This is a genomic window from Brevibacillus schisleri, from assembly GCF_055685845.1.
This window is the reverse complement of sequence record NZ_JBVNDM010000001.1, coordinates 5,429,698-5,448,322: the sequence shown is the minus strand read 5'-3', so window position 1 is coordinate 5,448,322 and position 18,625 is coordinate 5,429,698. Positions and strand designations below refer to the sequence as shown.

Here is an 18,625-nt window from a genome sequence, read left to right as displayed (position 1 = left end):
CTGCAATCATTTGCCGCTATGATGAGAGATGGATGTGATACCTATGAAGAAACAAAGGAAAATCCTCTTTCTCCTCATATTAGTGGCAGGAACTCTGCTCGATTGGTCCAGTAGTCAGCAAAAACAGGACGTCGATCTGTACACGATAGGAATTGTGATTGCCAATGAGGATCGAAAAGATAAAGTAGCGGGATTAAAGGCGGGATTACAATCATTAGGTCTCGGTGAAGGAGTACGTGTTCAGTATGCGCCTGTTTATTTGAATAAGGCTCGAACTCTTGAGGAGGAGCGCTCCCTTGTCCAGGACTTGATTTCCAAAAAGCCTGATGTAGTCGTCACGACAGGGGCGCACGAGACCTTTTTGATTCAACAGGAGACAACGACGGTTCCCATTGTTTTTATCGGTGTCGCCTCATTGGTCGAGCTACCACTTGTTGAGACAGAGGGGACGGTTACGTGTGGAATCAGCAATGGCCAAATGAATGTGATTGGGAAAAGATTGGAGCTGACAACGCGTTTGTTGCCTGACGCCAAGCGCATCCTGATCATTGCCGATTCTCATGCTCCTACGACAGAGCAAGCCATCGTAGAAGCAAGGTCAGCTGCTTCCTTGCTCGGTGTTCACTTGCAGGTGGAGCAGGTTGCATCCCCAAGAGATTTAGAGCTATTGCTCAGTAGGCTTTCTCCAGGAGAATACGACGCCATGCTTCCTTTACCTAGCTATGTTCTGGAAGACGCGATTACCGATTGCTTGCCTCTTTTGATCGAGAAGCAATTGTTTGTCATGGGCTCTTATCCCGAGCAGGTGAAGGCTGGTTTGTATGCCGCTTACGGCGTTTCTTTTCATGCACAAGGCATGCAGGCTGCTCATATGGTGGCGCGGGTGTTGGATGGAGTGCCGCCTACCGCTCTGTCTATCGAATGGCCGGATGACGTGCGATTAGTTGTCAATGCGACTTCCCTGTCCAAGCTTCCGATTACCGTAACCGATCAACAGTGGTCACTGGCACAGGAATGGTATGGAGTGAAGGACAAATGAGAAGGAGCAGACTACCACGCATCAATCGACTGAAGACAAAGATGCTCCTGTTTGGACTATGCATGTCCATCATCCCTTTTCTAATTCTTGGTTCTATCAATCTGCATACCAGTAAAGAAAAGGTTCGAGAAGAGGTAGACAGAGCCAATCAGATCTACGTGGAAAATACGTTGGCGCAGTTGGATATGCTTTTTTTACATACTTCCCAATCCATGCAGGTGGTTCAGCAGCGTTTTCTCAATGAGCGCCCTAGCGATGAAGATGCTTATTTTTTGTTGAATACGTTATTGAAAACCTCCCCTTACATGGAGGAGGTCGCGCTTTTTCATCAGGATGGAGAGCCACAATTTTTGCTGAATCGCTGGAAGCACCAGAGAGTGGCCACAGTCAGTGAGCAAGACAACCAACTTCTTCCTACCATCCAGTCGGGAAAGCCATACATCGGCAGCATTGTTCGATCAGCGGAAGGGAAGCTGCTGGTATCGGTCGCGATCCCTCATGTATCTGCCAACGGTGTAAAAGGCGGCATGTACGCAAAGCTCAATGTAAAGCAGTTGCTCGAACAAGTCACGCTGCGAGCCCGATATGAAAACGAGGCCTATTTGTTTGTCACAGATGGGAAAAGCGATAGGTTTGCAGATCCGTTTATGCTGGGCAAGCCTTCTGATGGCTCTTTGACCTATTATGAACAAGCGGTTCCTCCCTCCTGGACACTACCTGATCGAACAGACAAGCCTGTTATCCGTACGTATCAAGCTTCCAATGGAGATGTCATGGTCAACTATGCCATGCGCTCTTCTGTCACGCATTGGGTCATTATGCTGGAGCAGTCGAGCCAAACGGCGTTTGCTGCCTTCTCAAAATTGGAACAGTCTCTGCTCTTTGCGACCTTATTCATCGCACTTATCGTGTTGGGGATTAGCATTGTATTTTCTGTCTCGTTTAGCCGATTAATGGAAAAGATCGAATCCGCTGTGCAAAAAATCGCAGGTGGCGATTTATCTGTGCGAATACCAGTGACGACCTCAGATGAAATTGGCAGACTAGCAGCGTCCTGCAATGAAATGGCACAGAGTCTGGAGACGAAGACCAATCAGCTTCTGGATGAAAAGAAACGGCTTGATCTCGTCGTCAGTGGGATGGGGATGGGGCTGATTCTCGTAGATGAATCTTTTCGCATTCGCTGGATTAACCAAACAGCGTCGGCGTGGTTCCAGGATGCGGCGAATCTCTTAGGGAAAGACTGCCACCTGACGATTGGTCAGCAATTTAGTTCATGCAGTAGTTGCATGCTCCGAACGCGACAAATGGTAAACCAAAAGCAGACTGACCTTATTTCCACCAGAGTCGATCAAGATGGACGTGTCCGCTCTTATCGCCATCAGGTTTTCCCTCTGCATCCGGAGAAAGAGTCGTCTGCTTTTCTAGAGGTTATCGAGGACATCACGGAGAAACGAGAGCTGGAAGCCGCAATCGCACAAGCAGACAAGCTCGCTGCTATTGGACTCTTGGCGTCGGGCATCGCCCATGAAATCAATAATCCATTAGGCATTCTGTCGTTGTATGGACAAGACTTGCGAGACCGTCTGGTGGAAGAGGATATTCGAGATTTACAGGACACAGGAGAGCTTACCCAATACTTGGACACGATGGACAAACAAATTAACCGCTGCAAGGAAATCACGACCCGATTGCTGCACTTTTCGGGGAAATCACCCGTTATCGTAGAAAAAGTAGATATTCATCAAGTCCTATCAGACATTCTCATTCTTCTGTCCCATGAAATACGTGTCAAACAGGTAACGGTCAACCAGTCTCTGTCGGCCTCTGCTCCTTTTCTTCTTGCTACCCCTGGACAGCTTCAGCAGATTTTGCTCAATCTGTTAACCAATGCGTTGTACGCGACCGAGGAGCGAGGAACTATTGAGATAGCAACTGATTCTCCATCGAATGATAGACTCCGTCTGTGGATCAGAGATGATGGATGTGGAATACCCGCAGCAGATTTGCCACACGTTTTGGAGCCCTTTTATACAACCAAGCCTCCTGGAAAAGGGACTGGTCTCGGGTTATCGGTCTGCTACGGGATTGTGACGAATTTAGGCGGAGAAATCGAGATCGAAAGTACGCCAAACATAGGTACGACTGTTACGGTCATCCTGCCGTCGGCAAAGGGGGAATGAACAAAAGATGCACACTGACACACCTATACTCATTGTTGATGACGAAGCAGATTTCCGCCATCTATTAACCAGTCGATTGAAGAGAAAGGGATATACCACGCTGGAAGCATCTGACGGAATCAGCGCACAGAAGCTAGTAACCAGCGAAACAATTCATGTCATATTGCTTGATTTGAAAATGCCCGGGATGGACGGTCTCTCCTTTTTGCAATGGTGCAAGGAAACCTCTCCTGCGATTCAAATCATTGTTGTGACGGGACACGGAACCATCGAAACAGCGATCGAAGCAATGAAACGCGGCGCTTATGATTATTTGACAAAACCTTACAACCTCAATGAATTGGAGGTTTTGATTTCCAAGGCCGTCGAAAAACAGCAGTTGACCGAGGAAAACAAACAGTTGAGAGAAGCTCTATCGACAAACGGGAAAACGACGTTTCAAATCGTTGCGGAAAGCCCGAAGCTAAAGGAGGTCCTAGCTACTGCCAAGCGAGTAGCCAGTACGGATTTTCTCGTTCTCTTGAAAGGGGAAAGTGGGACAGGGAAGGATGTCATCGCGAGACTCATCTATGAATGTAGTGTGAGGGCATCAGAGGCATTCGTACCAATCAATTTGGGAGCAATACCCGAAACGATGCTGGAAAGTGAACTGTTCGGGCATGAAAAGGGAGCCTTTACTGGTGCAACTGCTCAGAAAAAGGGACTAGTAGAGATTGCCCATCAAGGAACGCTCTTTTTGGATGAAGTAGGGGATTTGCCTTTTCCTTTGCAGGTCAAGCTGCTCCGTTTTCTGGAAACTGGTGAATTTCGCCGAATAGGGAGTCCGATTTTGCACAAGGTGGATGTGCGGATCATCGCTGCTACCAATGCCGATCTGGAAAAGAAAGTGGAAGAAGGAACGTTTCGATCCGATCTTTATTTCCGGCTGCATGTCATGGATATAACGATTCCACCTCTCACGCAGAGAAGAGAGGACATTTTGCCACTGTCTGCTTTCTTTTTGAATCGCCTCAAGCGTAAGTATCCAGTCAAACCGCTTTCTGTGAAAGCGCAGGCAGCTCTGTTGGCCTACTCATTCCCGGGGAATGTTCGGGAGTTGGCTCATATGATCGAACGCGCTGTCGTTTTGGCAAAAGGAGAGGAGATTGACGACAAGGATCTCTTTCCGCACGAACAGCTAGTACCGAGCAACCCGTCAGATCGAAAGCTCACTACATCAGCAGAAACGGGCGAGGAAGATGCATTTTTACTGAAAAATGTAGAGCGAGAACATATCAAGCATGTGCTGGACGTTTCCCAATGGAACAAGACCAAGACAGCTGAGAAGCTAGGGATCAGCGTACGTAATCTGTATCGAAAAATCGAAGAGTACGAGCTGCGACCGTGACATTTTGTCGCGTATTGACCATGACATTTTGGCATGGTCTTTTCTTTTTCTTGCTGTTTGGAAGCGCCAAGTCGTTCGTTTTCCAGCTTTTATGGCTTGGCATGCCTCTTGCTACTCTTACCCTAGCGAATACACGATCAACATGGAGGAGTGAGACCTATGATCAAAAAAGAGAAGACAGGCTGGAAGAAGCTGTCCATGGTTGTAGTGGCGATGCTAGTCTTTGCTGGCTGCGCTACACAGCAGACCGCCCAACCCACCTCAACAGCGAGTGAGGCCAAAGATAAAACAGCGAGTGGGGCATCGGGAGCGATCAATCTAGATTCCTACACCCCGCCTAGTATGGACAAGGTGCCAGAAGGGCCATTGGGAGAATCGATTAAGTATGGACATAAGTTAATGAATGAAACGAGCACAGTGATCCCTGAATATACAGGGAATAAGCTCTCCTGCTCTAGCTGTCACGGTAATGCCGGAATGGATGCGACCTCCCCTTTAACGGGTGTCACCGCAGTCTATCCCCAGTACATTCCAAGGTCTGGCAAAGTGGTTACCATTGAAGATCGCATCAATGGTTGTTTTCAACGAAGCATGAACGGAAAGCCATTGCCTTACAACAGCGATGAAATGAGAGCGATGGTAGCCTATCTGTCGTATATCTCAACAGACGTACCAGTAGGCATTAAAGAGCGCCCGTGGATAGAGAAAAATGATATGAAGAGCGTACCTCAACCGAATGTGGCAAATGGAGAAGCTCTCTTTCAAAAATCGTGTTTACAATGCCACGCAGCTGATGGTTCAGGAACAGGACCAAACTCTGGACCTGCCCTATGGGGGGATAACTCCTTCAATATTGGTGCAGGTATGGCCCGTATTTCCAAAGCTGCTGGCTACATTCAGCGCAATATGCCTCTAGGGGAAATGGGCGGTATCAAGCAAGGCTCGTTAACCGATCAAGAAGCGGCGGACCTAGCTGCCTATATTTTGTCCAAGCCACGTCCGGACTTTGCCAAAAAGGCACAAGACTGGCCAGCTGGAGGCGTTCCAAAGGATGTGCCGTATGAAGTAGACAGCGCCAAGAAGAAGCAATAGGAACTAAATACCGAACCCCAGAAAGGGGACTGTCCCAAAAGTTATAAAATGACGAAGGGATCGTCCTCTTTTTGATAAAATGGTAGGAGCAGCCACCAGATTATTCCGTCATTCTTGGACAAGCATGGCGTATTATCAAAAAAGGAGACGCAAAATGAGTAAAACCTTTCAAAAAGGCATTATTTTCGATATGGACAATACCTTATTGCAATCCAGGATCAACTTCGCAGAGATGAAGCGGGCCATCTTTCAGCTATGGGTGGACAATGGGATCGTTTCTCCCGCACTTGAGTGGGAAGAGCATACCGCATCACAGCTCATTGAGATCGGGCGAAAAGCAGAGCAAATGACGAGAGAGCTGGAGCAAGCGATGTGGGATGCGGTAACCGTGATCGAGAAGGAAGGGATGCATGGCGCTGTGCTGGAGCAGCACGCGGTAGAAGTGTTAGAAGAATTGAAGAACCGCTATCAGCTGTATATCCTGACCAATAACGCTTATGCCGCTGCGGAGGAGGCTTTGAACGAGACGGGAATCGCCTCTTACTTTGACGAAATCGTCGCCCGCGAGCAGATGACGATCTTGAAGCCATCTCCATCGGGCATTCACTATATTCGCAGCCGCAAGCCAGATTGGCCTGTTTCGGCTTGGACGATGATCGGGGATTCGTGGATCGATGGTAAGGCGGCATGCGATGGACAAGTTGCTTTTATTGCCTATCAAGGGAACGAGCAGGAAATGGAGCGAAACGGTGTTGTGCCAAGGGCATACATTAGGGACTTAAAAGAACTACTGAAGGTCCTCGAAATGTGCAAGCAAGAGTAAAAGTGCACTTCTCCAATAAATGATTACAGACAATCGCGAAAAATATGCTATACTTTGCCTAACTGAATACCAGCCTTCAGGGTAGGGTGCAATTCCCGACCGGCGGTAATGACGAACGCACGTCTGAGCCCGCGACTCGCTATCGTAAGCAGTTGATAGCGACTGACTTGGTGCAAATCCAAGGCCGACGGTACAGTCCGGATGGGAGAAGGTATTTGGAACGGCCTGTTTCGCTGTTTTTTTTCAAAAAAACGGTAGAAGCAAGGCTTCTTTCTGAACGCCCTGAGCATAATATTCATGGGCGTTTTTGTTTTTCGTGAAAACTTCATAGCGACAATCTTCAGGGCAAGGTGAAATTCCTGACCGGCGGTAATGGCGTACGTACGTCTGAGCCCGCGACTCGCTGACCACACTTGCAGCGACTGATCTGGTGAAAACCCAGAGCCGACGGTACAGTCCGGATGGAAGAAGATTTTGTGCTTTCTTCATTTGTTTTTTGGAAAAATGAATGAGGTAAGGCTTCTTTCCCTATGCCCTGAAACGCTTTGAGGTTTCAAGGGCTTTTTGTGTTGTACTTGGCTGGAATGATGGAACAGAAAGGAGTGCGGTATGGAACAGGACAGCAAGTACATGGATCTGGCGCTGGAATTGGCACGATCGGCACGAGGTCAAACCAGTCCGAATCCCATGGTCGGAGCTGTGATGGTGAAGGATGGAACCATCGTCGGAATGGGAGCGCATCTGCGGGCAGGAGAGCCCCATGCTGAGGTGCACGCGCTGGGGATGGCTGGGGAAAAAGCGCAAGGTGCGACCGTGTACGTGACCTTGGAGCCTTGCAGTCACTACGGGAAGACACCGCCGTGTGCAGAGGCGTTGATCGCAGCCGATGTACGTCGTGTCGTTGTAGCGACGCTCGATCCGAATCCATTGGTGGCGGGAAGAGGAATGGAGCTGCTGCGGGCAGCAGGAGTGGAAGTAGCGGTGGGCGTGAGAGAAGAGGAAGCGAAGGCGCTCAATGAAGTCTTTTTCCATTACATCCAAACAAGACGTCCATTTGTGACGGTAAAGACGGCCAGTACATTGGATGGGAAAATTGCTTCGTTCACGGGACACAGTCGATGGATTACTGGTGCAGAGGCTCGGGCAGAGGTGCATGAATTGCGCAGGCAGCACGATGCGATCCTCGTTGGGGTAGGGACGATTCTCGCGGATGACCCACTGTTGACGGCGCGCCAGGAAGAGCAGCGTTTTGGAAGCCAGCCAGTTCGCGTGATTTTGGACAGCCATTTACGGACGCCGCTGGATGCCCGTGTGGTCCAGAATGCAGATGCGAAGACATGGATCTTTGCGACAGATGCAGCCCCAAAGGAAAAGCAGGAGCTACTTGCGGCAAGAGGAGTAAAAGTTATCACAACGGCAGGGCCAATTCGCGTGGAAAAGGTGCTGGATACGTTGGGAGAGCAGGGAATTACCTCGTTGCTTGTGGAAGGCGGGCAGGAGGTCAATGGCTCCTTTTTGCAGGCGAGAGTGATTCAAAAGGTCGTGAGCCATATCGCGCTAAAGCTGATCGGGGGAAGCGGTGCGCCTTCGCCATTCGGAGGTCAAGGCTTTGCGACGATGGGGGAAGCGGTACAGCTGACAAATGTCACGATCACGCCGATCGGGAAAAGCGATGTACAAATCAGCGGGTACCCACAATGGGAGGATCAGACGTAACGAGTGAGGAGGAGAGAGCATGTTCACAGGACTGGTCGAAGAAGTGGGCGTGTTGGAATCGATTCAAGGGAACGAGCAGGCGAGTCGACTGGTCATCCGCGCACAGCAGATACTCGAAGGGGTGAAGCTCGGTGACAGCATCTCGGTCAATGGTATTTGCCTTACCGTTACTTCTTACACCAATCGCCAGTTTAGCGTCGATGTGATGCCAGAGACGATGAACAAGACGAGCTTGCGCCAATTACGCAGTGGACAGCGAGTGAATTTGGAGAGAGCGATGCGGCTGGGGGACCGATTCGGCGGGCATATCGTCTCCGGACATGTAGACGGGACCGGAATGGTTGCTTCACGAGAGGTGAATGCGAATGCTGTCGTGTTTCGGATCGAGGCCAAACCGCAGCTGTTGAAGTACGTTATTGCCCGTGGATCGATTTGCATAGATGGCATCAGTCTCACTGTGGTGGACGTAAACGATAGCGGTTTTACCGTTTCGATCATTCCGCATACGCTGGCGAATACGAGTCTTGCAGACAGACGCCCTGGGGACTTGGTGAATCTCGAAACGGATGTCATCGGCAAATATGTGGAGCGTTTGTTAGGTTATCAAAACCATGGCAGTACAGAAAAATCTGGCGGGCTCAGTCTAGCCTTTTTACAGGAAAACGGCTTCGCGTGAATAGGAGGGAGAAAGCATGTTTCACAGCATAGAAGAAGCATTGGAAGATTTGCGTCAGGGCAAGGCGGTCATCGTGGTAGACGACGAGGATCGGGAAAACGAAGGAGATTTTGTCTGCATGGCCGAAGCGGCTACGCCTGAAATGATCAACTTCATGATCACACATGGCAGGGGACTCGTTTGCGTACCAGTGACAGAAGAGCACGCGACTCGCTTGCAGCTGGCTCCGATGGTGAATGCCAATACAGACAAGCAAGGAACGGCTTTTACCGTGTCTATCGACGAAGGGAGTACACATACAGGGATATCTGCTCATGAGCGCTCTCAGACGGTCTTGGCGATGCTTGACGAGCAGAAGGACGCAGACGATTTCCGCAGACCGGGACATATTTTTCCGTTAATCGCGAAGGCTGGCGGTGTATTGCGCAGAGCGGGACATACAGAGGCGGCAGTTGATTTGGCTCGCTTGGCGGGGGGCATTCCAGCGGGAGTGATTTGCGAAATTATGAATGAAGATGGCTCCATGGCACGTCTGCCGCAATTGGTAGAGATCGCACGCCGCTTTGATCTCAAGCTGATTACCATTGCAGACTTGATCGCGTATCGGATGCGGACGGAATCCATGGTGAAAAAGGAAATCGAAGTGCAGCTTCCGACCGCCTACGGTGATTTTCGGATTGCTGCTTACACGAATGAGCTGGATGGCAAAGAGCATGTGGCTCTTATCAAGGGAGAGATCAGTCCGGATGAGCCCATTCTCGTCCGCGTTCACTCGGAGTGCTTGACAGGAGATGTTTTCGGCTCTTATCGCTGCGATTGCGGCCCACAGCTGCACGCAGCATTGGAACAGATCGAAGCGAATGGACGCGGCATTTTATTGTATATGCGCCAGGAGGGCAGAGGAATTGGCTTGATTAATAAGCTGCGTGCCTACAAGCTGCAGGAGGAAGGCTTGGATACGGTTGAGGCCAATGAAAAGCTAGGATTCGCCGCTGATCTGCGAGATTACGGTATCGGTGCGCAAATTTTGCGGGATTTAGGCGTGCAACGCATGCGGCTTTTGACCAACAACCCACGAAAAATCCGCGGGCTTACCGGTTACGGATTAGCAGTAGAAGAACGGGTGCCGCTTCAAACGCCGGAGCATCTGCACAACAAACAGTATCTATCAACAAAACAAGAGAAGCTGGGTCACCTGCTTCATCTGAACGGATAAGGAGAGGGAATAAACGATGAGAACATTCGAAGGACATTTGGTTGGAACAGGCTTGCGTGTAGGGATTGTGGCAGGACGCTTTAACGAATTAATCGTAAGCAAGCTGGTCGGAGGGGCTCTCGATGCCCTGAAGCGTCACGGCGTAGAGGATGAGCAGGTAGATGTGGCATGGGTACCGGGCGCGTTTGAAATTCCGTTGATCGCCAAAAAAATGGCGGAATCCGGTCGCTATGATGCGGTTGTTACATTGGGAGCTGTCATTCGTGGCTCCACTCCACACTTCGATTATGTCTGCAATGAGACCGCAAAAGGAGTTGCGTCTCTATCACTATCGACTGGGATACCCGTTATTTTTGGTGTTTTGACGACAGACAATATCGAGCAAGCCATCGAGCGAGCAGGAACCAAAGCAGGCAATAAAGGCTGGGAAGCAGCAACGGCAGCGATCGAAATGGCTAACTTATCTAAGCAGTTCGCCTAATCATTTCATATGGGTAGCGAGATAGTTCAACGGGGGCTTCGGCTCCCGTTTTCTATTTTTTTGGATAAAGTAACCACAGATAGGTCAAAGTAAGAAAGATTTTCCTGAAAAAAAGGGGGATCTAGCATGAAGCCGACTGATTGGTGGAGAGCGCAAGTAGAGGCCATACAAGCAAAGAAGCGCATCCGTTCGGTTCATGCGCGGCGAAGCGAACAAATTACACCGGATATGGTAAAACAACGTATGCAAAACGTGGATGATCTCAGCAGCTTGTCATTGAAGATGAATGACGAGGAGGTACACGTTTTTTTTCTCGATACGCTGGTGGATGTGTCCCAGATTTATGAGAATGTCTTTCTTCCGTTGCAGCGTTCCGATGGTAGAGATCCGATGGAGGTGCTCCCTTTCTCACAGGAATGTCTTCTTGACGATATGGAGACGTTGATGAGTAACTTGCTACGCGGTCATACCATCTTGTTTTTTCTGGAAAGGGATCTCATTCTTCATGTGAATACATTTCAGGTCGCGCATCGTTCCATTACGAAATCCGAGACGGAGGCAACCGTCCTTGGACCGCAAGACTCCTTTGTTGAAATGCTGGAGATCAATTTGTCCTTGCTTCGGAGAAGACTTGCTACACCTCATCTGAAAGTATCGAGCTACGCGATCGGCACTGAGGCGCACAACAAGGTAGCCGTGATTTATTTGGAGAACATCGCGAACGCAGAAAATGTGGAGCGCGTGAAAAAAAGGATCGACAATGTCATTTACCATGGATTTGTCGGGATGCCTGTCCTAAAGCAAATGCTGGAGGACAAGCCGTACTCTCCGTTCCCGCAGTTTGGCTTGACGGGTCGGCCTGACAATGCAACAGCAGCTTTGCTGGACGGCAGGATCGTAATCATGCTGAATGGAAGCCCGGATGCCGCGATCTGTCCGACGTCCTTTCTGGAGATGTTTAGCAGCCCCGAAGACTTTTACAATCGATGGTCTACGGCGAGCTTGCTTCGGATGATTCGCTTTTTCGGATTGTTTATCACCATTATGCTCACCTCCAGCTACGTCTCTGTCTTGACGTACCATCCGGAAATGCTTCCTCCCGCTTTGCTGACGATTTTGTCTGAATCGCGCAGTCGGGTGCCTTTTCCGCCCGTGATCGAGGTGCTCATTATTGAGCTCGTTATCGAGATCTTGCGGGAAGCGGGGATACGCATGCCGACTAAAATCGGCCAGACAATCGGTATCGTTGGCGGTATCGTGATCGGGACAGCCTCTGTACAAGCGGGGTTAGCCAGTAATATCCTGATCGTCCTTGTTTCTGTATCGGCACTGCTTTCTTTTGTGCCACCCAATTTTTTGATGAGTAATGCGATTCGGCTCGTTCGCTATGGTTTCATCCTGATGGCAGGTGTATTGGGCATGTACGGCCAGATGCTGGCACTGTCGTTTTTATTCGCGCACTTGCTCAATCTGACTTCTCTCGGGACGCCGTACATGACCCCGGGAGTTCCGCGTCAATGGACGGATTTGATGAATGGTCTCGTACGTGCACCATTGAGGTTTATCGTCAATCGCAACCGCATGTCCCGGGCAGAGCAAAAGCATGTCCGGCCAGTCGGGGAGGACTAGGGAGATGGATAGAGGGAGAATTTCCAGCCTGAATCCGATCCTAGTAATCGGATTGATTATGAATACGATGGTGGGTGTTAATTTACTTGGATTGGCTCATTCTGCTAGCAAACTAGGCTACAATCTGTGGTGGTCTCCGATTTTGTTGGGAAGCATTGTCAGCTTAACGTTAATTCCAATGATGGCCTTGTGTCGTCGCTATCCAGAGGATAATCTTTTTCGGATTCACGAAAAGCTGTTGGGAAAATGGTTGGGACGCTGTTTCAATGTGCTGATTATCCTCTACGCCATTCTGAGTGTATCTACCGCCAATGAAGGATATGTTAGGCTGGTGCAAACCTCCATGCTGAACAATCAGACAGTCACATTACCTTTGATCGGATTGACTTTGGTCATGGTCTACATTACAAATGGCGGCATCAAATTGATCGCGCGTTTTTGTCTGCTAACCTTCTTTTTTACGGGCTGGATGGTTTTTCTTTTGCAGTACGGATTTCAAAAGGGAGGAATCACGCATATTTTTCCTCTTATTAACACAGATTGGCGCAGTATAGCCGAAACCGTACACAATTCTTCCGCGAGCATGCTTGGGTATGAATTGGTCCTGTTTTTCTATCCATATATCCAAGAGAAGAACAAGGCACACAAGCATGTGTTGATCGGGGTATGGGTTGTTGTTTTGCTGTACGTTATGATCCTGATCACAAGCGTAGCTTATTTTTCCGAATGGCAAATGGACAATCTCATTTATCCCATTTTGAATTTGTTTAAGGCTGTAGAGCTGTCTTTTTTGGAACGGATCGAAAATCTCGGGATTGGTCTTTGGGTCTTCCTCATTCTTAGCACGAGTACGGGATACTTGTGGGTTGCGCGTACAGGTATTGAAGAAATGGCAGAAAAGACTCGGCTGTGGCATCTGCTTTTACCGACCATCATTTCGTTTTTATTCATTGTGGGGCCATTATCTGTAGAAAAACAACGCTACATTTATGACAAGGTGACTGTTTATATAGCCTATGGATTGATCTTGTGGCCGATTTTTTTGTTATTGCTTCATTCCTTGAGGTTCGGTAGAGGAGAGCGGATATCATGAAGAGGGCGAGCTGGTTCATTGTTACGGTTATCCTCTTGCTCAGCCTTTGTGGGTGCGGGGGCGAACTCGAACGGCCAGCACTGGAAGACATGGCCATGATTGGGGTTATGGGCTTCGATTATGTGGATCGGGAAAAGATAGATGTCACCGTATCCGTACCGGTTCCCTCCAAAAATAAAGAATCCACGCAGGTGTACTCGACTTTTTCCTCGATGACGAGCGAGGCGATGCTGAATCTCGCGACAAAAGCAGAGAGGACCATGTCCCTCTCGCAATTGCGGGTGATTTTGTTCAGTGAAGAATACGCCCGCAAAGTAGGGATCGGAAAAGTCATCCTTGATCTCTATCGCAATCCGATTGTAGGAGAAAATGTATACATTGCCATCGTAAAAGGAAAAGCGAAAGATGTCATCAAAAAAACCTATAACCACAGGCCGGAAATCAACACGTATTTGAACAACTTGCTTCGTCCGCGAGTGGAAACGGCCTTTTCGTCTTTTGCGACCATTCACGATTTTGTTTTTATGATGACCAGCAACACGATGGACCCCAATCTTCCTTATCTCATTCATAGAGACGGAGAGATTCAGATCACCAAGGCGGCCCTTTTTCGAGTAGACAAGATGATCGGAATGTACTCACAGCGAGAGGGGAAGCTCGTTCAGGGGTTTCTGGGAAGAGAACGCTTGCCACGCATGAGCTTCGAGTTTCAGCACGAGACGAAAACTGGTAAAAAACAAACAGAAAAGGTCGTCTTCGATTTTGTGCGGGCAAAAACGAAAGTAAGAAGTGTAGGCAGCCTGAAAAAGCCTGTTATCCACATCGATCTTAAGGTAAGAGGAATGCTGGTAGGCTATTCAGGCAGCAAGGATTTGGAGAAGCGGGCTCAATTTCGGACATTGGTTCAAGAGCTTGAGAAACGGATCAAAAAGGAAAGCATGGAGATGTTGGTGCGTTTTCAAAAGCAAGGGGTTGACCCGGCGCAGCTAGAGGAGAGCATTCGCCAAAAATATTATGGCAAATGGACACGCGAAACGGGTCTCGCCCTTTATAAAAAAGCGAAATTCAACGTCAAGGTACATGTGGATATCGTCGGTTTTGGCACATTGAAATAAGGAGCAGCAGCATACCAGTGTGGTTAGAACAGACGCTTGAATTCGCGCCAGATCGCACTCAAAGTCCGGCGATTTACATTTTGGAGCTTGCCGTACAACAGGTTCGTCAACCCGATGAAGGTGAGCTCCTGATCTTTCGTATACGGATACCAATTGAACTCACGCTTGCGTTTGCCCGGATCATGGATGACAGAAATACTATGCGTAAAGGCTTGCAATCCTGAAGGCCCGCGATAACGGCCGATGCCACTCTGTTTGACCCCACCAAAAGGAAGATGGGGATTGGCGTAGCTGATAATAACGTCGTTGATGCACACATTGCCGCTGTCGAGCTGACGAGCTACGCGATCCGCTTTTGTTTTATCGCCTGACCAGACGGAGGCATTCAGTCCGTACGGTGAGCTGTTAGCCAGACGAACAGCCTCCTCTTCGGTGGCAAAAGTCATGATGGGCAGCACCGGACCAAAGGTCTCTTCCCGCATGATTTTCATGTCAGATGTCACGCTTGTGAGAATGGTCGGCGCGATATACATGCTGTCAGAGGAAGGAAGTCCTCCAGTGACCGCGGTCGCCCCAGCGGCCAGTGCTTCGTGCACATGTTCACGGACAATTCCGATTTGTTGGGAAGACGTCATCGAACCGACCTCGGCCTGATCCGGATAGCTTTGGCGCAATGCTTTTGTCTTTTCGGTGACCAGCTTGAGAAAATCAGGATATACCTTTTCATGGACAAAAAGCCGTTCCACAGACATACATACCTGTCCCGAGTTCGTAAAAGCCCCCCACACCGCGCCATTTGCTGCCCGCTCCAGATGAGCGTCTTCGAACACGATCATCGGGTCTTTGCCACCTAGCTCCAATTCAACAGGGATCAAATGCTCCGACGCCGCAGCCATAATTTTTTTGCCTGTCGCAACAGAGCCTGTAAAAAATATTTTATCTGGGCGAGCAGCTACTAGCGCCTGTCCAGCTTCGCGTCCCCCATGAAGGACGGTCACGACTCCATCTGGCATTAAAACAGCGGAAAACACCTCCTCAATGAGCAGTCCGGTAGAAGCAGTCACCTCGGAAGGTTTTAAAAGAACGGTATTGCCTGCTACGAGGGCTGATAATACAGGAATAATGGCAAGCTGAAACGGATAATTCCACGGAGAGATGACCGCGACGACACCCATTGGCTTGTAGTGGATATACGATTTCTTCGGCCACAGCACGATAGAGGTTGGTACCGGCTGATCGGCCAACATCTGATAAGCATGTTTTTCATAAAAACGGATCGTGTCGACAGTGACGAAAATTTCGGTCATGTACGCTTCCAGCGTAACCTTTCCGGTAGCCTCACTAATTTTTCGGGCGATTTCTGCGCCGTGATCGACTAAATAGTGCCGCAACCGTGTCAAATAGTCCAGACGCTCGGCCAACGATGTAGTAGACCAAGCTGGAAAGGCAAGGCGCGCACGTGCCATCGCGTCTTCTACTTGTGCTGGAGTCGCTTCCTGTAAAGAGCCAAGCTGTTCACCAGTGGCGGGATTTTGCAAAGACATGACTGTCATCATGATTCACCTCGATTCAGGAGATTAGGATTCAGTTGAGAAGAGTGTATACATCAAATGGGCAAAGGTCTGTTCAAAGCGGGCAATCGCTTCTTCCGGATTCTGTAACTCATCGAGTAAAAATTGAAAGAGGAATCCGTCGATTGCAGAGTAAATGAGTGAGATTGCGGAGTCTTCATCGATGGTCAAGGAAGTTTGTTCTTCGAGCCGCAATCGTACGAGCATACAAGAGATGAGCTGATGCAGACGGGATCGAATGACTTTTACCTGTTCACCAAATACTGGAACGTACATGGCCTGTACCTGCAAGTCATACCAGAGCCGATGCAGCTTTCGATCTTCTTGTAGACTACGGCACAAAACACGGCCTAAAGCTGAAGACCATTTTCCGGATGGAGCTGCGAGTACTTCGCGTTCCAGCTCCTCCATAAAACGTCCTTTGTAGCTAGAGATTACAGCGAGCAAAAGCTCTTCTTTGCTTGCAAAGTAATAATGCAGAATGCCAAGTGAGACGCCAGATTCCTTGGCAATGTCACGCAAGGAAACAGCGGCATACCCTTTTTCAGCCAAACAAGCAGTCGCTTGCTCAATCAAAAATGCCCGTTTTGCTTCGGCTTTTTTCTGGGTAGTCACTTTCTCACCTCTTTTTTGGACAACTGTCCAGTTTTTCTGTTTTTATTGTATTTTACGGATGATGTCTGTCAATGAAAAGAGCTGCCCATAAAAAAAGAAAGAAGCGGCTTCATTGCCGCTTCTTTTGCCGTTCCCATCGTCGTAAATACGGATAAGGATCAAATGACCAATCTGCGCCACCTGTCTCCCGGTACATACCGTAATGCAGATGGGGAGGGAATTTGCCGGAAGTGCCGGGCTTCCCATAACCAGAGCTGCCAATATATCCGAGGACTTCTCCTGGCTCCACGATGTCACCTGGCTTCAACCCCTTTTTAAACGAGGACAGATGTGCAAAGTAATGGTACACATTGCCCATGTCACGCATGCCAATTCGCCATCCGCCAAATCTGTTCCAGCCGATTACTTCGATGACTCCGTACGCTGTGCTGAGGACAGGGGTGCCGTGACTTGCAAAAATATCTGTCCCCTCATGGATGCGACGACCACCCCAGCCGCGTGGCGCCCCCCATGTACTGCGGTAGCTATAATCGTACCTCGCGGGGATAGGAAAATGCCGCTCATCTAGGTCCAGGTGTTGATACTTTGCATACACCTGTGCGAACTGCCTGATCGTCTTCACGGAACGATCCCGCTGATAGTAAGACCAGAGACCGATTTGCCAATCTTCGTGGGAGAAGCCGTACTGGGATAGGTAATGAATGAAAGTAGTGAGTGCATCGAGATCGTTGTGACGATCTGCGACACCATCGCCATCTCCATCCATCCCAATCCCTTGAAAAAATTGGATAGATACCGGATTCGTATCCTCCGTGTCAGGATTGAACGCTCCTGCCCAACGATCACTTGGGATGTCCACAGCTGTTAGCCGCGAAACGTTTTCCTGCTCCTGCTTCTTTCGGCGTATTTTCATGGTACGCTCGTATTGATCAATGGCTGCCAAATAATTCCACGGGATGCCGTACATCGATTCCAAGCGCAAAAAAACTTGCAGGCGCTTTTGAAGAACCGGGTCTTGCTCTTTGACGGACGGAGCGATTCCGGCGGCGGATTCTAGTGGAGAAATAGCTGCAACCACGCACAAGCTGATCTGAATGATTAGGCGGAAAACTCGCATGCCGTCTCCCTCCTGCCTCGTAGTCTTTTGTTGTAGTTTCTGCCAGTTGGAGTGAATTATCCAAGATACTTTTGGAAGGGCTTTTGGTTGTTACCGAGGAAAGTTTTGTGAATTTACGGTGATAGAGGCAGGAGCACACCCTATCGTCAAAGAATTGAAATCAGGAGGAGTGTATTCCTTAAAAATCGTCATGAGGAGGCTGTGTGATGAGCAAAAAAGTGTTGATTGTAACAGGCGACGCTGTAGAGGCACTGGAGGTTTTCTATCCGTATTACCGCTGCTTGGAAGAAGGGTATGAAACGGTCATTGCAGCGCCCAGCGTGAAAACCCTGCACACCGTTTGCCATGATTTCGAAGCACACAGTGAGACATACACAGAAAAGCCAGCTTATCAGCTTCCCGCCCATGTTGCCTTTTCAGACATTAATCCTGAGGCGTTTGATGCTTTGATTATTCCGGGTGGACGGGCACCAGAGCATATCAGGCTCAATGAACACTTGAAGCCGATTGTCGCGCACTTCTTCGAGACGAACAAACCAGTCGCAGCCATCTGCCATGGCTCTCAAGTATTGACGATTGTTCGCGAGCACTTAGCCGGTCGTGAAATCACAGCGTACCAGGCTTGCAGACCCGATGTAGAAGCGTGCGGAGCGATTTACCAAACGGAAACGCTCCATGTCGATGGCAATCTTGTTTCCGGACATGCTTGGCCAGACTTGCCAGGCTTCATGCGTGAATTCCTCCATTTGCTCAAGTAAACAACCAGTTCCCCAAACTTCCGTCATTGCTGGCGGAAGTTTTTTTCGTTCTGACAATGCTTTTCATCCAGCCTGTTCCTCTGTATCATAAAGGGAAAATATGTTCGTCTGTTT

16 protein-coding genes and 2 riboswitches are annotated in these 18,625 nt (G+C 49.1%); of the genes, 13 read left to right on the top strand and 3 right to left on the bottom strand.

The genetic code is table 11. From position 1 onward, the window contains the following. Positions 1-43: 43 nt before the first annotated feature. From ACUUHJ_RS25905 to ACUUHJ_RS25850, 12 genes are all read left to right on the top strand, one after another. Complete coding sequence (locus ACUUHJ_RS25905; RefSeq protein WP_472300363.1) at positions 44-1,039, top strand: ABC transporter substrate-binding protein; 996 nt, start codon at positions 44-46, stop codon at positions 1,037-1,039. Continuing rightward, on the top strand, positions 1,036-3,222 hold the full coding sequence (locus tag ACUUHJ_RS25900; protein WP_472300361.1) for a sensor histidine kinase: 2,187 nt from the start codon (positions 1,036-1,038) through the stop codon (positions 3,220-3,222). The genes ACUUHJ_RS25905 and ACUUHJ_RS25900 overlap by 4 nt, the downstream gene beginning before the upstream one ends. Before the next feature lie 7 nt (positions 3,223-3,229). After that, the gene (locus ACUUHJ_RS25895; RefSeq protein ID WP_472300359.1) at positions 3,230-4,609 is read left to right on the top strand and encodes a sigma-54-dependent transcriptional regulator; all 1,380 of its coding nucleotides are present in this window, start codon (positions 3,230-3,232) and stop codon (positions 4,607-4,609) included. Between the two features lie 159 nt (positions 4,610-4,768). Beyond that, positions 4,769-5,701, top strand: coding sequence for a c-type cytochrome (locus tag ACUUHJ_RS25890; RefSeq protein WP_015893053.1), 933 nt, complete (start codon positions 4,769-4,771; stop codon positions 5,699-5,701). Between the two features lie 154 nt (positions 5,702-5,855). After that, positions 5,856-6,524: an HAD family hydrolase gene (locus ACUUHJ_RS25885; RefSeq protein WP_472300357.1), complete on the top strand. Its 669-nt coding sequence runs from the start codon at positions 5,856-5,858 to the stop codon at positions 6,522-6,524. A 68-nt stretch (positions 6,525-6,592) separates the two neighbouring features. Continuing rightward, positions 6,593-6,741: riboswitch (FMN riboswitch) on the top strand. 115 nt (positions 6,742-6,856) lie between these two features. Further along, positions 6,857-7,001, top strand: a riboswitch (FMN riboswitch). Positions 7,002-7,133: 132 nt separating this feature from the next. Continuing rightward, positions 7,134-8,240: a bifunctional diaminohydroxyphosphoribosylaminopyrimidine deaminase/5-amino-6-(5-phosphoribosylamino)uracil reductase RibD gene (gene ribD / locus ACUUHJ_RS25880; RefSeq protein WP_472300355.1), complete on the top strand. Its 1,107-nt coding sequence runs from the start codon at positions 7,134-7,136 to the stop codon at positions 8,238-8,240. Between the two features lie 19 nt (positions 8,241-8,259). Next, on the top strand, positions 8,260-8,916 hold the full coding sequence (locus tag ACUUHJ_RS25875) for a riboflavin synthase (RefSeq protein WP_289674433.1): 657 nt from the start codon (positions 8,260-8,262) through the stop codon (positions 8,914-8,916). Positions 8,917-8,932: 16 nt separating this feature from the next. Continuing rightward, on the top strand, positions 8,933-10,132 hold the full coding sequence (locus ACUUHJ_RS25870) for a bifunctional 3,4-dihydroxy-2-butanone-4-phosphate synthase/GTP cyclohydrolase II (RefSeq protein ID WP_289674432.1): 1,200 nt from the start codon (positions 8,933-8,935) through the stop codon (positions 10,130-10,132). A 16-nt stretch (positions 10,133-10,148) separates the two neighbouring features. Then, positions 10,149-10,613: a 6,7-dimethyl-8-ribityllumazine synthase gene (gene ribH / locus ACUUHJ_RS25865; protein WP_015893048.1), complete on the top strand. Its 465-nt coding sequence runs from the start codon at positions 10,149-10,151 to the stop codon at positions 10,611-10,613. 126 nt (positions 10,614-10,739) lie between these two features. Next, positions 10,740-12,242: a spore germination protein gene (locus ACUUHJ_RS25860; RefSeq protein WP_472300353.1), complete on the top strand. Its 1,503-nt coding sequence runs from the start codon at positions 10,740-10,742 to the stop codon at positions 12,240-12,242. 4 nt (positions 12,243-12,246) lie between these two features. After that, complete coding sequence (locus ACUUHJ_RS25855; RefSeq protein ID WP_472300352.1) at positions 12,247-13,335, top strand: GerAB/ArcD/ProY family transporter; 1,089 nt, start codon at positions 12,247-12,249, stop codon at positions 13,333-13,335. After that, positions 13,332-14,450, top strand: a complete 1,119-nt coding sequence (locus ACUUHJ_RS25850; protein ID WP_289674427.1) for a Ger(x)C family spore germination protein — start codon at positions 13,332-13,334, stop codon at positions 14,448-14,450. The genes ACUUHJ_RS25855 and ACUUHJ_RS25850 overlap by 4 nt, the downstream gene beginning before the upstream one ends. 23 nt (positions 14,451-14,473) lie before the next feature. On the opposite strand, the gene ACUUHJ_RS25845 is transcribed toward ACUUHJ_RS25850, so the two are convergent. The 3 genes from ACUUHJ_RS25845 to ACUUHJ_RS25835 form a co-directional block, all read right to left on the bottom strand. Continuing rightward, positions 14,474-16,006 carry an aldehyde dehydrogenase family protein gene (locus ACUUHJ_RS25845; protein ID WP_472300350.1) on the bottom strand — a complete coding sequence of 511 codons (1,533 nt, stop codon included), beginning with the start codon at positions 16,004-16,006 and terminating at the stop codon, positions 14,474-14,476. Between the two features lie 21 nt (positions 16,007-16,027). Continuing rightward, a complete protein-coding gene (locus tag ACUUHJ_RS25840) occupies positions 16,028-16,636 on the bottom strand; it encodes a TetR/AcrR family transcriptional regulator (protein ID WP_472300348.1) in 609 nt (202 codons plus the stop codon). A gap of 109 nt (positions 16,637-16,745) precedes the next feature. Beyond that, on the bottom strand, positions 16,746-17,753 hold the full coding sequence (locus tag ACUUHJ_RS25835) for a M23 family metallopeptidase (protein ID WP_289674424.1): 1,008 nt from the start codon (positions 17,751-17,753) through the stop codon (positions 16,746-16,748). 206 nt (positions 17,754-17,959) lie between these two features. Between ACUUHJ_RS25835 and ACUUHJ_RS25830 the strand changes: the two genes are divergently transcribed. Continuing rightward, positions 17,960-18,511 (top strand): DJ-1/PfpI family protein, encoded by a 552-nt coding sequence (locus tag ACUUHJ_RS25830; RefSeq protein WP_015893041.1) that lies wholly within the window; start codon positions 17,960-17,962, stop codon positions 18,509-18,511. Positions 18,512-18,625: the final 114 nt, after the last annotated feature.

Bases quoted from the DNA above. Each gene is read 5' to 3' on its own strand.
- ACUUHJ_RS25905 (WP_472300363.1), top strand. From the start codon at position 44: ATGAAGAAACAAAGGAAAATCCTCTTTCTCCTCATATTAGTGGCAGGA.
- ACUUHJ_RS25845 (WP_472300350.1), bottom strand. From the start codon at position 16,006: ATGATGACAGTCATGTCTTTGCAAAATCCCGCCACTGGTGAACAGCTT.
- ACUUHJ_RS25900 (WP_472300361.1), top strand. From the start codon at position 1,036: ATGAGAAGGAGCAGACTACCACGCATCAATCGACTGAAGACAAAGATG.
- ACUUHJ_RS25895 (WP_472300359.1), top strand. From the start codon at position 3,230: ATGCACACTGACACACCTATACTCATTGTTGATGACGAAGCAGATTTC.
- ACUUHJ_RS25890 (WP_015893053.1), top strand. From the start codon at position 4,769: ATGATCAAAAAAGAGAAGACAGGCTGGAAGAAGCTGTCCATGGTTGTA.
- ACUUHJ_RS25835 (WP_289674424.1), bottom strand. From the start codon at position 17,753: ATGCGAGTTTTCCGCCTAATCATTCAGATCAGCTTGTGCGTGGTTGCA.
- ACUUHJ_RS25875 (WP_289674433.1), top strand. From the start codon at position 8,260: ATGTTCACAGGACTGGTCGAAGAAGTGGGCGTGTTGGAATCGATTCAA.
- ACUUHJ_RS25850 (WP_289674427.1), top strand. From the start codon at position 13,332: ATGAAGAGGGCGAGCTGGTTCATTGTTACGGTTATCCTCTTGCTCAGC.
- ACUUHJ_RS25830 (WP_015893041.1), top strand. From the start codon at position 17,960: ATGAGCAAAAAAGTGTTGATTGTAACAGGCGACGCTGTAGAGGCACTG.
- ribD (WP_472300355.1), top strand. From the start codon at position 7,134: ATGGAACAGGACAGCAAGTACATGGATCTGGCGCTGGAATTGGCACGA.
- ACUUHJ_RS25870 (WP_289674432.1), top strand. From the start codon at position 8,933: ATGTTTCACAGCATAGAAGAAGCATTGGAAGATTTGCGTCAGGGCAAG.
- ACUUHJ_RS25885 (WP_472300357.1), top strand. From the start codon at position 5,856: ATGAGTAAAACCTTTCAAAAAGGCATTATTTTCGATATGGACAATACC.
- ribH (WP_015893048.1), top strand. From the start codon at position 10,149: ATGAGAACATTCGAAGGACATTTGGTTGGAACAGGCTTGCGTGTAGGG.
- ACUUHJ_RS25855 (WP_472300352.1), top strand. From the start codon at position 12,247: ATGGATAGAGGGAGAATTTCCAGCCTGAATCCGATCCTAGTAATCGGA.
- ACUUHJ_RS25860 (WP_472300353.1), top strand. From the start codon at position 10,740: ATGAAGCCGACTGATTGGTGGAGAGCGCAAGTAGAGGCCATACAAGCA.